At 48.9% G+C, this 12,559-nt stretch carries 14 protein-coding genes and 1 other RNA gene; 9 read left to right on the top strand and 6 right to left on the bottom strand.

Annotated features, from left to right (window positions below; genetic code table 11):
* The 4 genes from KDK19_RS07690 to KDK19_RS07675 all read left to right on the top strand — a co-directional run.
* Positions 1–240 (top strand): hypothetical protein (locus KDK19_RS07690; RefSeq protein WP_257291679.1); only part of this gene is annotated, 240 nt, incomplete at its 5' end.
* Positions 241–510: 270 nt separating this feature from the next.
* Positions 511–1,686: a thiolase family protein gene (locus KDK19_RS07685; protein ID WP_257253984.1), complete on the top strand. Its 1,176-nt coding sequence runs from the start codon at positions 511–513 to the stop codon at positions 1,684–1,686.
* Positions 1,687–1,810: 124 nt separating this feature from the next.
* Positions 1,811–2,968, top strand: a complete 1,158-nt coding sequence (locus KDK19_RS07680) for an acyl-CoA dehydrogenase family protein (protein WP_257253983.1) — start codon at positions 1,811–1,813, stop codon at positions 2,966–2,968.
* Between the two features lie 3 nt (positions 2,969–2,971).
* Positions 2,972–3,745: an enoyl-CoA hydratase gene (locus tag KDK19_RS07675; protein WP_257253982.1), complete on the top strand. Its 774-nt coding sequence runs from the start codon at positions 2,972–2,974 to the stop codon at positions 3,743–3,745.
* Between the two features lie 41 nt (positions 3,746–3,786).
* On the opposite strand, the gene ppiC is transcribed toward KDK19_RS07675, so the two are convergent.
* From ppiC to KDK19_RS07655, 4 genes are all read right to left on the bottom strand, one after another.
* Entirely contained in the window at positions 3,787–4,068 is a 282-nt protein-coding gene (gene ppiC, locus KDK19_RS07670; RefSeq protein WP_306670877.1) for a peptidylprolyl isomerase PpiC, read from the bottom strand.
* A gap of 4 nt (positions 4,069–4,072) precedes the next feature.
* On the bottom strand, positions 4,073–4,576 hold the full coding sequence (locus KDK19_RS07665) for a ProQ/FinO family protein (RefSeq protein ID WP_257291678.1): 504 nt from the start codon (positions 4,574–4,576) through the stop codon (positions 4,073–4,075).
* 102 nt (positions 4,577–4,678) lie between these two features.
* A complete protein-coding gene (locus tag KDK19_RS07660) occupies positions 4,679–5,062 on the bottom strand; it encodes a DUF2237 family protein (RefSeq protein WP_257253978.1) in 384 nt (127 codons plus the stop codon).
* A gap of 170 nt (positions 5,063–5,232) precedes the next feature.
* Positions 5,233–5,472 (bottom strand): hypothetical protein, encoded by a 240-nt coding sequence (locus tag KDK19_RS07655; RefSeq protein ID WP_257253977.1) that lies wholly within the window; start codon positions 5,470–5,472, stop codon positions 5,233–5,235.
* A 540-nt stretch (positions 5,473–6,012) separates the two neighbouring features.
* Between KDK19_RS07655 and KDK19_RS07650 the strand changes: the two genes are divergently transcribed.
* The 5 genes from KDK19_RS07650 (at position 6,013) to recR (ending at position 10,872) form a co-directional block, all read left to right on the top strand.
* Positions 6,013–7,374, top strand: coding sequence for a L,D-transpeptidase family protein (locus KDK19_RS07650; protein ID WP_257253974.1), 1,362 nt, complete (start codon positions 6,013–6,015; stop codon positions 7,372–7,374).
* Positions 7,375–7,498: 124 nt separating this feature from the next.
* Positions 7,499–7,595, top strand: an RNA gene (ffs, locus tag KDK19_RS07645) — signal recognition particle sRNA small type.
* A gap of 126 nt (positions 7,596–7,721) precedes the next feature.
* Complete coding sequence (gene dnaX / locus KDK19_RS07640; RefSeq protein ID WP_257291677.1) at positions 7,722–9,731, top strand: DNA polymerase III subunit gamma/tau; 2,010 nt, start codon at positions 7,722–7,724, stop codon at positions 9,729–9,731.
* A gap of 102 nt (positions 9,732–9,833) precedes the next feature.
* Complete coding sequence (locus KDK19_RS07635) at positions 9,834–10,160, top strand: YbaB/EbfC family nucleoid-associated protein (protein ID WP_257253972.1); 327 nt, start codon at positions 9,834–9,836, stop codon at positions 10,158–10,160.
* 112 nt (positions 10,161–10,272) lie between these two features.
* Entirely contained in the window at positions 10,273–10,872 is a 600-nt protein-coding gene (gene recR, locus KDK19_RS07630) for a recombination mediator RecR (protein ID WP_257253970.1), read from the top strand.
* Between the two features lie 43 nt (positions 10,873–10,915).
* On the opposite strand, the gene KDK19_RS07625 is transcribed toward recR, so the two are convergent.
* Both KDK19_RS07625 and KDK19_RS07620 read right to left on the bottom strand, forming a co-directional pair.
* Positions 10,916–11,482: a Uma2 family endonuclease gene (locus KDK19_RS07625; protein ID WP_257253969.1), complete on the bottom strand. Its 567-nt coding sequence runs from the start codon at positions 11,480–11,482 to the stop codon at positions 10,916–10,918.
* Between the two features lie 82 nt (positions 11,483–11,564).
* Positions 11,565–12,476, bottom strand: a complete 912-nt coding sequence (locus KDK19_RS07620) for a hypothetical protein (RefSeq protein WP_257253967.1) — start codon at positions 12,474–12,476, stop codon at positions 11,565–11,567.
* Positions 12,477–12,559: the final 83 nt, after the last annotated feature.

The raw sequence follows: 12,559 nt of genomic DNA, 5'->3' as shown, positions 1-12,559 counted from the left end.
GAATCGACTCAGGGAGAATATGTCATCCGGGTGACTCAGGGTGGCACAATTCTCTTTGGGGATGTCATTGTTCGCCTGCCAGCCGGTCTGGGCGAGTCGCTCAAAAGTGATCTGGCTTCAGTCATGGCCAATGCTGTTTTGAGGCATATCAGTAAAGCTGACAAAGAGGCCATCCGCGAAGTTGAAAGTCTTTTCCTCCAGTGGGGGTGCTTTGATGCTGCAGATGATAGCTGCATTTAACCGAATTCATATTTCTGAATTAAAGTACCCTGACCGTTCAGGGGCGTAGGTGCCTGACATGGAAGTATAATCCTGAGTCAGATCTTCAGGATGGTATTTTTTGTCTTTTGTTGCAGTAGAATGTTTGAGAGTCGGTCAGTTCTGTCAGATACTGGCTGTATTGTATCATCGTATCGTTATTCTGCAGTAATCGTTTCAATGCAGATGAATTGTACAATAGAGCTTTTTGCCGAATCGGTATTTGAGCGTCAACAAAAACAAGAGATTACCATGTCTGATCAAGTAAGTATTGTCATCGTTTCAGCTTCACGCACTCCCATGGGCGGCTTCCAGGGGAGTCTTTCAGAGGTTGCAGCTCCACAGCTGGGAGCTGCTGCTATACGTTCTGCCGTTGAGAAAAGTGGTCTTTCTGCCTCCGATATCTCTGAAGTTCTGATGGGCTGCGTGCTACCTGCGGGCTGTCGTCAGTCCCCTGCCAGACAGGCTGCCAGAGGGGCAGGGCTTCCGGACTCTACTTGCACGACAACGGTCAATAAAGTATGCGGCTCTGGCATGAAAACCGTCATGATGGGTGCGGCTCAGTTACAATTGGGCGAGGCTGATGCAGTGGTTGCAGGCGGTATGGAGAGTATGACCAATGCGCCCTACTTGCTGGGCAAAGCCCGCTCGGGTTTGAGATTAGGGCATGGTGAGATTAAAGATCATATGTTTACTGATGGACTGGAAGATGCCTATGACGGTCACGCTATGGGCGTTTTTGCTGAACAGACCGCAAAACGTTTTGAAGTATCCAGAGAATCAATGGATGACTACGCACTGGAGTCTCTGAGAAGAGCTCTGGCTGCCATTGAAGAAGGGGCATTTGCAGATGAAATTGCTCCAGTGGAAACACGCCGCAATGGTGAAATTACGGTGGATGAACAGCCTGGTAAGGCTCGCCCTGAAAAGATCCGGCAGCTGAGACCCGTGTTTGATAAAAACGGGTCGGTCACAGCGGCTAACTCCAGCTCTATTTCTGATGGTGCGGCAGCTCTTGTGTTGATGCGTGAGGAGGATGCAATGGCCAGAGGTCTGACCCCCATTGCACGCATCAAAGGCTATCAGAGCCATGCTCAGTTACCAGCAGAATTTACCATTGCCCCCATTGCGGCCATCAGTAAATTGCTGGAAAAGGTCGACTGGCAGGTAGAAGACGTAGACTTGTTTGAAATCAATGAAGCGTTTGCGGTTGTGACAATGGCATGTATGCAGGAGCTGGATCTGGATCACAGCAAGGTCAACGTGTTCGGTGGCGCCTGTGTGCTGGGTCATCCATTGGGAGCCAGTGGCGCCCGAATTATTGTGACGCTTCTTAATGCCCTGAAAAGAAAAGGCGGTAGAAAAGGTGTTGCTTCCCTTTGTATTGGTGGTGGTGAAGCCACTGCTATTGCAGTGGAGCTTGTTTAATTATCCCAGGCTCTGGAATATTTGACGACTTGGTCGTTTATTAATCGCCACAAGCAAAAGGGGTTTGTAATGGTTTTTTCAAGCCTTGCAGGCTCCTGCTTTTACAAACAATAAGAGGCCGTTAATGAACTTTAATCTCACAGAAGATCAAATCGCTTTTCGTGATCTTGCCGCCCAGTTTTCCAGGCAAGAGCTTCTACCTAATGCGGCTGACTGGGATAGAGACAGTGTCTTTCCCATTGAAACTCTGAAAAGGGCGGGCAAGCTGGGTTTCTTATCCCTGTACGCACCTGAATCAATGGGAGGGATGGGTTTATCGCGGCTGGACGCAAGCCTGGTATTCGAACAGCTTTCCATGGGGTGTACTTCAACCACCGCTTATATGACTATCCATAACATGGTCGTCTGGATGGTGGGTCTGGCTGCCAGCGATGAGGTGCTGTCCGAGTGGGGTGAGGCCCTGGTGACAGGTGAAAAACTGGCTTCTTATTGTCTGACAGAACCCGGCTCAGGGAGTGATGCAGCTTCTCTTAAGACCCGTGCATTCAGGGAAGGAGATGAGTACGTCCTTTCCGGTTCGAAAATGTTTATTTCAGGTGCGGGCAGTACTGACCTTCTATTGGTCATGGCCCGCACGGGGCGGGAAGGCCCAAAAGGTATCTCTGCTTTTGCTGTTCCCGCCAGCAGTGATGGTATCACCTATGGTCGTAATGAAAAGAAAATGGGCTGGAAAAGTCAGCCCACCCGGCTGGTGAGCTTTGAAAACGTCAGGATTCCTGTCAGCTCCCTTCTGGGTAAGGAGGGAGAAGGCTTTACTCTTGCTATGAAAGGTCTTGATGGTGGTCGAATCAACATAGCGACATGCTCTGTCGGTACCGCTCAGCAGGCGTTGAACACTGCCAGAGAATACCTTAAGGACCGTAAGCAGTTTGGTAAAGCGCTGGCTGATTTCCAGGCTCTGCAGTTTCGACTGGCTGATATGACCACAGAGTTAACGGCAGCCAGGCAGATGGTCAGGCTTGCTGCCTTCAAGCTGGATCAAAAAGACCCTGAAGCCACCGCTTATTGTGCCATGGCAAAACGTTATGCTACAGATGCTGGTTTTAAAATCTGTGATGAAGCGCTGCAACTTCACGGCGGTTACGGGTACATCAATGAGTACCCTCTTGAACGCCACGTCAGAGACACTCGGGTACACCAGATTCTGGAAGGCACCAATGAGATCATGAGACTGATCATTGCCCGACGGATTCTGGCTGATGAATGTGCAGGACTGGAGTGAATAATGTCTGATTGTATAAAGCTTTCGCTGGAAGGCCATATCGCCACCATCCAGCTGAATAATCCACCGGCGAACACATGGACACTGGAAAGTCTGAATCTGCTTGAGCAGATGGTTCATGAATTGAATGAAAATCCGCGGGTAACTGCCCTGATTATTTTCTCTGAAGAGGAAAGGTTTTTCAGTGCCGGAGCCGACCTTAAACTGTTTGCTGATGTTTCGTCTGAACAGGCCAGGCCTGTGGCTGAAGCATTTGGCCAGGCTTTTGAAACACTGACAGAATTCAAGGGTATCTCTATTGCCGCAGTTAATGGGTTTGCCCTGGGTGGTGGTCTTGAAGTGGCGTTGGCCTGCGACCTGAGAGTGGCTGAAAAACAGGCCTTGTTGGGTCTGCCCGAAGCAGCAGTGGGTCTGTTGCCCTGTGCGGGTGGTACTCAGAATTTAATGTGGCTGGTTGGCGAAGCATGGAGCAAGCGAATGATATTACTGGGTGAGAAGGTGGACGCAGAAAAAGCCTTTCAGATCGGCCTGGTGGAAGAAGTCGTGGAGCAAGGACAGGCTTTTTCAATGGCCAGGGAGCTTGCTGCAAAAGTCAGTCAACAAAGCCCTGACTCAGTTGTTGCGTGTAAAAAGCTGATTCAAATGAATCGGCTTTCGTCAAAAAATAGATATGCTGTCGAGCGTGATTTATTCCTGACGTTGTTTAAGGGTCAGAACCAGAATGAAGGCGTAAAGGCTTTTCTGGAGAAACGGTCACCTGAGTGGCGCTACGATTAAGTAGAAACTGAACCCGGCTGAGCCGGGTTGCAATCTGAGCATCAGTCGTTGCGATACAGTGTTTGTATGAGGTGGAAGCCGAATTGTGTTTTGACCGGACCGTGAACTTCCAGAACTTCTTTTCGGAACACTACCTGATCAAAGGCTTTCACCATCTGTCCCTGACGAAATTCGCCAAGGTCTCCTCCTTTCTTACCAGAGGGGCACTGAGAGTGCTTTTTGGCCAGTTGGCCAAAGTCAGCTCCCTTGTCCAGCTGTTTTTTGAGCTTTTCTGCTTCTTCCCGTGTTTTAATCAGGATATGTCTGGCACAGGCACTCGCCATAATATTATTCCTGCGTCGTAGAATCTTGGGTAGCTGCAGTGTCGCTTTGAGCGAGTTGCCCGGCTACCAGTTTGAGTTGTCCGACAAAGACTCGTTCATTTTTTTTCTGACGGGTCAGCTGTCTCTGATACAGAAGAATTTCGGCGTTGACAGCTTCCTTCAGTCTGACTTTGCCAGCAGGTTTACCATTCAGGTCGACCCGGTTTCTGCCTTCCTTAATCGATGATAGATAGCGGTCCTGCTGAGTAAACAGTTTCAGAGCTTTTCTGATGGTGCTGACCGGAAATTCACCGGTTTGTTTCATCTCATTATGGATGCCGATTTTAAGTGGGCGGGGGGAAGCCACTCGAAAGGCATCAGGCCAGCGTTCTCTGATCAGGCGAAGTGCTTCAGAACTGGATATTTCATCTCTATTGTTAGCTGAAGACTGTTGATCAGAAGAAGAAAGGTTACTGCATTGAGTATCTGCCTTTGAAGTAGTCAGATCTTCTCTTTCTGCATTGTGCATATTGTGCTCATGACTGATTACTTGAGATGTTTGTTCTGGACAATTGTACTGCATTGTGGACGTCTATTGATATATTTTGAATCCGAACTTATGTCTCGTTTATTAATGAATATCAAGAGCTTTGGATTTCAATGCTCCAAAGCTGATCATCTCAAGAGCCTTTTCGTGAGTGGATCTCAGATAGACCGGAGGAGCGACTCCGGCTTCATAGGCTTGTTTCCATCTTTGTGCACACAGGCACCATTGATCACCCTCCTTAAGTCCGGGAAAATTGTGAGCCTGATTGGGCGTGATCAGGTCGTTGCCCTGTTCAAGAGAAAATTTCAGGAAATCTCCAGTGACTCTGGCGCAGACAACGTGCTGTCCAATATCATTCCTGTCGGTATGGCAGAAACCATCCCGGTAGATTCCGGTTAGAGGATCAAAGCAGCAGGGTTGAAGAGGTCCCCCGAGAACATTTTTTTCATTAGAAGCCGATGTGTTCATGCGGAATTCCATAGACAATCTTGAGAGAGGAGTTAACAGCAGGTTGCTTTTGCAGTCAATGAAGAATTTACAGGCTGGTCCTAACTGAAGAGGAGGGGGTCAGGACTTTTATTCATACTGCTATATGCAGATATGGTCGTTTAGCTCTGTTTAAGACATCACCGTTTGCATCAGGGTCTGATCGATGTGTGCGTTTTCGCCTGTCTGAGTGTCATTTGCAAAGCTTCTTCTCTTGGCAGAACTTTATAAATGCTTCTCAGATACTCGGCTTCAATCTGTGCAGACTCTTTTGCTGTAACAGTGTCTTCTGCCTTGACGTTGTTGCCCTCTTTATTACTTTCTTTCAGTTGCACATTGGCTCTGAGGTATTTCAGGTAAGCTTCCATGTGACTTTGTGCAGGTTTACTCATTCTTGTTCCAAATCGCCATGGTTAAAAGGTAATTGTTTTGCTGAAAGTAATGTGTCGGAGCAAAACATATTTTCGTCGTTAAAATAATAATCCCACTCACCTTCTGTCCTGATATTCCTTCTCAGGATCAGCTGGTCGTTGTGGGAAGATAATCAGCATGATACGTGCCAAGTGTATCGGAATGCGTAAATATACCTATCTTGATGCGTTTTGACTCGGCAGGGGGTGGTTGCGCAATCGGCTTTTTTGAGTTGTTTTTCTCAGTGCTACGTTACGATTGGGATCGCGGGTTACACATCGTGCCGATGTAAATCCCAGCCGGGAGTGTCATTGTTTCAGGGATTTGACAGATTTTTGTCACTCTGGGTTTCAGAGGCAACCATCCATTGATGCAATCTGCTCTCTGTCGGCCGGCCATGCTTCCTCTTTGCCTGATGGTTTATGGCGCCCTTTAGTATTTATATGGTCACCTGACTTTGTTTCACGAGACATTGCTCCCGGAGACACTGTCCCCAAAGTACAGTTGCAGATGAGGATGTCATGCATAGATGGATTGTCATGCTGATTGGCTTCACGCTCTACGCCAAGGCCGATAACACTGCTTATATAAACTGGATCGCCGGTTTGCCTGATCAGGGGATTCCTGTGGAAGATCAGGACTGGCGGCGCCTCGTTGCCTACCCTTCTTCCGAAGTCCTTCAGAAAATGGTTCGTCGATATGCCTTGTATGTCGATAGAGGGCGTCTTGACAAAAGGTTGTTTCAGCCAGGCTGGCGGATAGAGGATCAGCCACGCAAAGAGAAAGATTACTCGCAACACTATTCGATCAATGATCTGAAGCGTCTTGAGCCTGATCTCCCTCAATATCCTGCTTTGGTGAACAGTCTGAAAAAACTCAGGGACTGGAGCCTGATGGCTGTCCGGGAGTTTCCGGATGATTTGATTTTCTTCAAAGACGATCAGCACCCTGCTGTTACCCGCCTGAATCAGTGGCTCATGGATCTGGACCTTGTTGAGAATTTAGAAGGCAGTGTATACACACAAATACACAAGGATGTCCTGACGCGAGTACAGCTTCAGTTTAATCTGATGCCGGATGGCAGGTTGGGGGTTATGACGCGTCAGGCATTGTTAGCTATAACGCACAAGAGAATCAGAACGCTTAAGGCTAATCTCGAACGGCTTCGCTGGTTACCACCGACACTGCCATACCCCCATATTCGTGTGGACATTGCCGGATTCAATGTTGCCTGGATCAAGAATAAAACCCATCAGAAGACTTATAAGGCGATCGTTGGTATGCGTCATAAACAGACACCCGTTTTCAATGATCAGGTTGAAAGTGTGACATTCAATCCTGTCTGGAAAGTTCCACATTCGATTGCCGCTCATTCAATCTTAAGGGCTGAAATGAAAGAGCCGGGATTTTTAAAACGTGAAGGTTTTGTCGTTTATGAAAGCTGGGACGACCTTGCGCCTGCTATTGCTATTGATCGAGTGAACTGGCTATTACTGACGCCCAAAACATTTCGTTACCGACTGGAGCAGCAACCCGGCGAGATAAACCGATTAGGGCGGTTTAAGCTGGATCTACCGAATCAGTATGGTGTCTATCTTCACGATACGGATAAGTCTGATTTGTTTAAAGAAAATAGAAGGGCTTTCAGTTCAGGCTGTGCCCGGGTTGAAGGGATTGCCGATTTGATTCAAACCATCTTTCATGAGCAATCCATGATATGGGTGCATAAAACTACTCCTGACGCGCTGACCTACACCAGGAGGCTTTTGCAGCCAGTGCCCGTTTATTTTGTTTACTTTACAGCCTGGCCCGATGAGTCGGGCAGAGTCCGATTCAGGGAAGATATCTACCAGCAGGACACGGCCATGACCAGCTGGTTTTGAATCTTATGTAGATCTGTCAATTATGGCTCCAGCGCAAGAGGGGCTTTATAAGTGGTTGACGGGGCAAGGTGTTTTGTGGAGAATGCGCTGCATCCAGACGAGTTGTCTGTTTTTTGGTGGGCCCTGTCGGTCCCCTCGCAATGATGAGCTGTGAACCCCGCCAGGCCCGGAAGGGAGCAACGGTAGCAGTGACATCATGTGCCGGGGTGTGGCTGGCAGGGTTTGCCTCCATCTGTCTTGCCCTGTCTGCCAAATACCCTTATATGACCCTTGTGAACCGTGCATTCTTTCGTTTTCTTGGTTAGCATAGAGTCTTCAGTTTCTGTCACCGGTATTCAAGCTTTTCAATGAGCTATCAGGTTCTAGCGCGCAAATGGCGACCCCGTTCTTTCAAAGAGCTGGTGGGCCAGACACACGTATTGCAGGCTCTGGTCAATGCGTTGGACCAGGATCGGCTGCATCATGCTTATCTGTTCACAGGCACACGCGGGGTGGGCAAGACAACCATTGCCCGGATTCTTGCCAAATGCCTTAACTGTGAAACAGGGGTCAGCTCCACTCCCTGTGGACAGTGCGCTGCCTGCTGCGAAATTGATGAAGGTCGTTTTGTTGATCTTATTGAGGTGGATGCAGCTTCCAGAACCAAGGTGGAAGATACCCGGGAACTGCTTGATAATGTTCAGTACGCTCCTACCAGAGGGCGTTATAAGGTTTATCTGATTGACGAAGTGCACATGCTCTCGGTGCACAGTTTCAATGCACTGCTAAAAACCCTGGAAGAGCCACCTCCCCACGTAAAGTTTCTTCTGGCTACCACGGATTCTCAGAAGCTGCCAGTGACCATTCTGTCAAGATGTTTACAGTTTGGGCTGAAAAATATGACGCCGGAAAGGATTGTTGGTCATCTGGAAAATATTCTTGGCCAGGAATCTATTCCTTTCGAAGGTCCTGCACTCTGGCAGCTGGCCAGGGCAGCCGATGGCAGTATGAGGGACTCTCTGAGCCTGACCGACCAGGCTATCGCATTTGGTAATGGTCAGGTAACCGAGCAGGAAGTCAGTGCCATGCTTGGTACCATTGATCAGGGGCAGGTCATGAAGATGGTAAGAGCTCTTTCGTCGGGAGGGGCTCCGGAAGTGTTAGCCGCTATTGCCAACCTTGCTGAACATGCGCCGGATTATGTGGCGGTACTGGATGATATGCTTTCCATGCTGCACCGGATTGCCATTGCCCAGGCCGTGCCCGAGGCAGTTGACAACAGTCAGGGCGATCGTGAGCAGGTTCTGGAACTGGCGGGTAATATGCGGGCTGAAGATGTTCAGCTCTATTATCAAGTCGGTCTGGTAGGGAAAAGAGACCTGCCACTGGCGCCGGATCCACGGGGTGGCTTTGAAATGGCTCTGCTGAGGATGTTGGCATTCAGACCTGAACCTGTTGCCGTTCAGGTGTCCCGGAATGCCCAGCGAGAAGTGGCTGCACCATCAGCAGAAGCTTCAGAGCCGGTGGCAGCTTCTCCTGATCCGGAACCTGAGCCTGCTGGTGCCCTACAGGCCAGGCACCAGCAGCAATGGGTGACTGAAGTAAGAGAGCCTGAACATCCTTTGCCACCGCCTGTGGCTGAAGAACCTCCTTCTCAGACCGAAGCTGAGCAGTCCTCGACTGCTGCTACAGAAAATCCATTACCGGATGATTTTGCTCCTTCATCGTTACCGGATGTAGAGCCAGCCCAGGTACACGAATCTGATCAAACTCCTGTAACAGAGATCCTGCCAGCGGTTGAAGTCTGCCAGGAGCAGGAGACAGAGGAGGACGATATTCCGCCTTCAGTATCCACTTATGAAGTTTATGCCTCGGAGCTGGCATCACGACAGGAAGTTATTCAGCCAGCGCCTGAATCGGCAATGGTTGAAGAAGAACCTGTTCAGGGGCTGGCTCCTGAAGAGAGAATTTCTTTTGCTGATCTGAATGTTCAGTCCTGGGTGCCTGTTTTCAGAAGCCTTCCTCTGGGTGGAGTGACCCGAACGATTGCCTCTCATTGTGAGTATGTCGGTCATTCGGCAGGCAGGGTTGATTTGCGACTGGACAGTGGCAGAAGCACTTTGTACAACGACACACACCGGCAGAGGGTTGAGAAGGCGTTGAGCGACTATTTTGACCAGCCGCTCAGGGTTCAGGTAGAGATTGGTCAGGTTCAGGCAGAAACCCCTGCTGCCTGGCGTGAGCGTAAAATGGCTGAACGAATGGCTGCTGCACGCGCCAGCATTTTAAATGATCAGCATGTACAGAGCCTGATTAATGAATTTTCCGCTGTCGTCATCGAAGACAGCATTCAGCCAGTTGGCAATGTTATCAAGTGATGAGTGGCCGGTTATTTCAATCATCCGGTGATCATATTTGTCTTTAGTTCATCGCTTTCAGTGATCATTCGATGAGCTAAACGTTACCGTAAAGGAGTTTTTATGTTTAAGGGCGGCATGGGTAACCTGATGAAACAGGCCCAGAAAATGCAGGAAGACATGCAGCGTATCCAGGAAGAGCTTGCCAACGCTGAAGTCATTGGTGAATCTGGTGCTGGCTTGGTAAAAGTGATTATGAACGGTCGTCATGATGTCAAGGATGTGCAAATCGACCCCAGTCTGATGCAAGAAGACAAAGAAATGTTGGAAGATCTGCTGGCGGCTGCTGTGAATGATGCAGTTCGCAAGGTGGAAGAAAACAGTAAGGATAAAATGAGTGACCTGACCGCTGGTATGGGTCTGCCTCCCGGCTTCAAGATGCCTTTCTAAGCGTCACTTGCTAAGTGTCACAGGGTTATTCGTCCAAAGCATATTTGGACAATCATCTGATAGCAGGACCCACTCGTAGCGACTGGGCCCTCACCGGAGTTTGAGTGCATTTATGTTCAGTCCTCTGATCAGGGAATTGATGGAATCCCTGCGTTGTTTGCCCGGGGTGGGGCCCAGATCTTCCCAGAGAATGGCGTTGCATCTGCTGGAAAAAGATCGGGAAGGTGCGCTTCGGCTGGCTAAAGCCCTGACCGAAGCGACAGAAGGGGTCGGACGTTGCAAGGCTTGCAGAACACTGTGCGAGAGTGAATTGTGTGATATTTGCAGTCACCCGGGCCGCGAGAAATCAACACTTTGTGTGGTAGAAAACCCTTCTGATGTTATGGCCCTGGAACAGGCTGGCGGTTATTCCGGACGCTATTTTGTGCTTATGGGACATCTCTCACCCATCGATGGGATTGGTCCTGAAGAAATCGGGGTTACCGACCTGCTGGAGCGAGTGGCTGATTTTCAGGTTAAAGAAGTGATTCTTGCTACTAACCCAACGGTTGAGGGTGAAGCAACCGCACACTTCATTGCGGAAGAACTCAAGAGTATGGGAGTAGAAGCCACTCGGATAGCACATGGTGTGCCGCTGGGAGGTGAACTGGAATATGTTGATGGTGGTACTTTGGCCCACGCATTGGCAGGCCGACGAAAACTGGAGCTCTGAAATACAGGAGCATTCCTGAAGACAAGGTGTTGAGAGGGGCACACTAGTGTTGGTATAGATCAGTCATTGGTATTGTCAGCTCCAGACTCTCCAGCAAGATGCTATCAGTTTCGTTATAGGTGGCTACGACCTTGAAGCGTCCATCTTGCCACATTCTTTTTTCTACGACAGGATGGTTAGGGTCAACAACCAGGTACTCACCTTGAGTCGCCTTTAAGATATGCCCGTACTCCGCTGACTTATAAACACGATCGGTTAGCTCTGTGCTCTCGGAAAGTACTTCAATCAGAACCGTAGCGGATTCGCACATATCTTCGAAGCGCCGCTTTCGCTCACATGAGACCATGACATCAGGATATCTGAAGGATTTAACAAAAGCAGATTCAACTTTTAAGTTGACATCAGCTGCAAACACATCGCATGGTTTTCCCACCAAATGATTACCTAAAATGCGGGTTAAATTAGCGATCATCTTACCGTGCTGAATAGTTCCGCCTGCCATAGCCACTATATATCCATCAATATATTCATGGCGAGAAGTGATTGATGCCCTTTCGTGGGCCAGATAAGCTTCAGGGGTAACCAGAGAATGACTGATTTTATGAGGCATGTCGTGTCCTGTTCTGTTTACCGGGCAATTTATTAAAACCCTATCCAGTAAAATCAATCACTTTGACTTGGCGCGGTTTAGATTATTTAGGACAAAAGTACTGAATACGTTTCACAAGGCCTCCGGTTTTCCCTTCTCCAATTCGTGTTCGGGTATATCGATCCGTAGACATCCAATCAATGGTTTTCTGTGTGCCCGCCACAGAGCCCGGGAAGTAGGTATTGATAAAAAGGGTGAAGCCGCCATTATCTGTTCCGAAAGCGGCTTGCCAGCTTGGATCACTGTCGAGTTGTACCCGATAAAAACAATTTCTGCTGAAGCTGCTGGCCTGAAGCTTTCCGTCTTTGGCCTCCTCAATCACTTTTTTAGTGGAATCCGAGTCAGGAAAATCTCTCCATTCAATATTCTGACACTGTCTCAGTATTGTCTGGGTTGGTACTTGAATGGCTCGCCCATCGGCTTTCTGAACAAGAGTTGTATTTTTTCTGTCTGACTGGATCTGGGCGCTCAGAACCGTCTTCAGACTGCCAAAGTCTTTGGGGATCAGTTCAAGGTGGGTTCTGTTATAGCGGGTGGGCAGGTAATTATAAAAAGCCTGTTCTTCATTGATCCAGTGGAAGCAGTCAGGATTAAAGCCGCTATTACTGTTCAGGTCTATTTTCTCAGGAGCAGGGGGGCACCATCTGCGAATGGCTTCAAAGCCAAGAGGCTGTTCGCTCGTGCTGCCGCTACCCTCTACGATCAGAGTGCTTTTCTGAGCGGCAGAAATTTTGAGTATATAAGCCTCAGCATTTTCCAGGCTGCCGTAAGGGGTCAGCAAAAGAGCATCCTTATTGACGGCGGCTGCGAAGAACCAAGCTCGATCGAACTCCACCTGGTAGTGGCATTGAGGATTGAAATCCTCCGGGGTGTCTACAGCAATCTCTACCCATGGGGATTCGAGAGGCACCCAGGCAGCAAAAAAACCAAGAATCGTCGATAAACCAGAAGCCATCGGGATACACCATAATGCTACGATGTATCCATTCTAGCAGCCTGTCGGACTTAAGGCTGTCCTACTGCGGTTGCAATAAATTG

Origin of the sequence: Endozoicomonas sp. ONNA1 (genome assembly GCF_024606325.1) — a bacterium.
Lineage (GTDB): Bacteria > Pseudomonadota > Gammaproteobacteria > Pseudomonadales > Endozoicomonadaceae > Endozoicomonas_A.
This window is presented reverse-complemented; position numbering and strand designations above follow the sequence as displayed.

What these genes read in the sequence shown, in the direction of transcription:
- KDK19_RS07680 (WP_257253983.1), top strand. Translation starts at nt 1,811, where the DNA reads ATGAACTTTAATCTCACAGAAGATCAAATCGCTTTTCGTGATCTTGCC.
- KDK19_RS07665 (WP_257291678.1), bottom strand. Translation starts at nt 4,576, where the DNA reads ATGCACAATGCAGAAAGAGAAGATCTGACTACTTCAAAGGCAGATACT.
- KDK19_RS07660 (WP_257253978.1), bottom strand. Translation starts at nt 5,062, where the DNA reads ATGAACACATCGGCTTCTAATGAAAAAAATGTTCTCGGGGGACCTCTT.
- KDK19_RS07620 (WP_257253967.1), bottom strand. Translation starts at nt 12,476, where the DNA reads ATGGCTTCTGGTTTATCGACGATTCTTGGTTTTTTTGCTGCCTGGGTG.
- KDK19_RS07635 (WP_257253972.1), top strand. Translation starts at nt 9,834, where the DNA reads ATGTTTAAGGGCGGCATGGGTAACCTGATGAAACAGGCCCAGAAAATG.
- KDK19_RS07685 (WP_257253984.1), top strand. Translation starts at nt 511, where the DNA reads ATGTCTGATCAAGTAAGTATTGTCATCGTTTCAGCTTCACGCACTCCC.
- recR (WP_257253970.1), top strand. Translation starts at nt 10,273, where the DNA reads ATGTTCAGTCCTCTGATCAGGGAATTGATGGAATCCCTGCGTTGTTTG.
- dnaX (WP_257291677.1), top strand. Translation starts at nt 7,722, where the DNA reads ATGAGCTATCAGGTTCTAGCGCGCAAATGGCGACCCCGTTCTTTCAAA.
- KDK19_RS07650 (WP_257253974.1), top strand. Translation starts at nt 6,013, where the DNA reads ATGCATAGATGGATTGTCATGCTGATTGGCTTCACGCTCTACGCCAAG.
- KDK19_RS07675 (WP_257253982.1), top strand. Translation starts at nt 2,972, where the DNA reads ATGTCTGATTGTATAAAGCTTTCGCTGGAAGGCCATATCGCCACCATC.
- KDK19_RS07655 (WP_257253977.1), bottom strand. Translation starts at nt 5,472, where the DNA reads ATGAGTAAACCTGCACAAAGTCACATGGAAGCTTACCTGAAATACCTC.
- ppiC (WP_306670877.1), bottom strand. Translation starts at nt 4,068, where the DNA reads ATGGCGAGTGCCTGTGCCAGACATATCCTGATTAAAACACGGGAAGAA.
- KDK19_RS07625 (WP_257253969.1), bottom strand. Translation starts at nt 11,482, where the DNA reads ATGCCTCATAAAATCAGTCATTCTCTGGTTACCCCTGAAGCTTATCTG.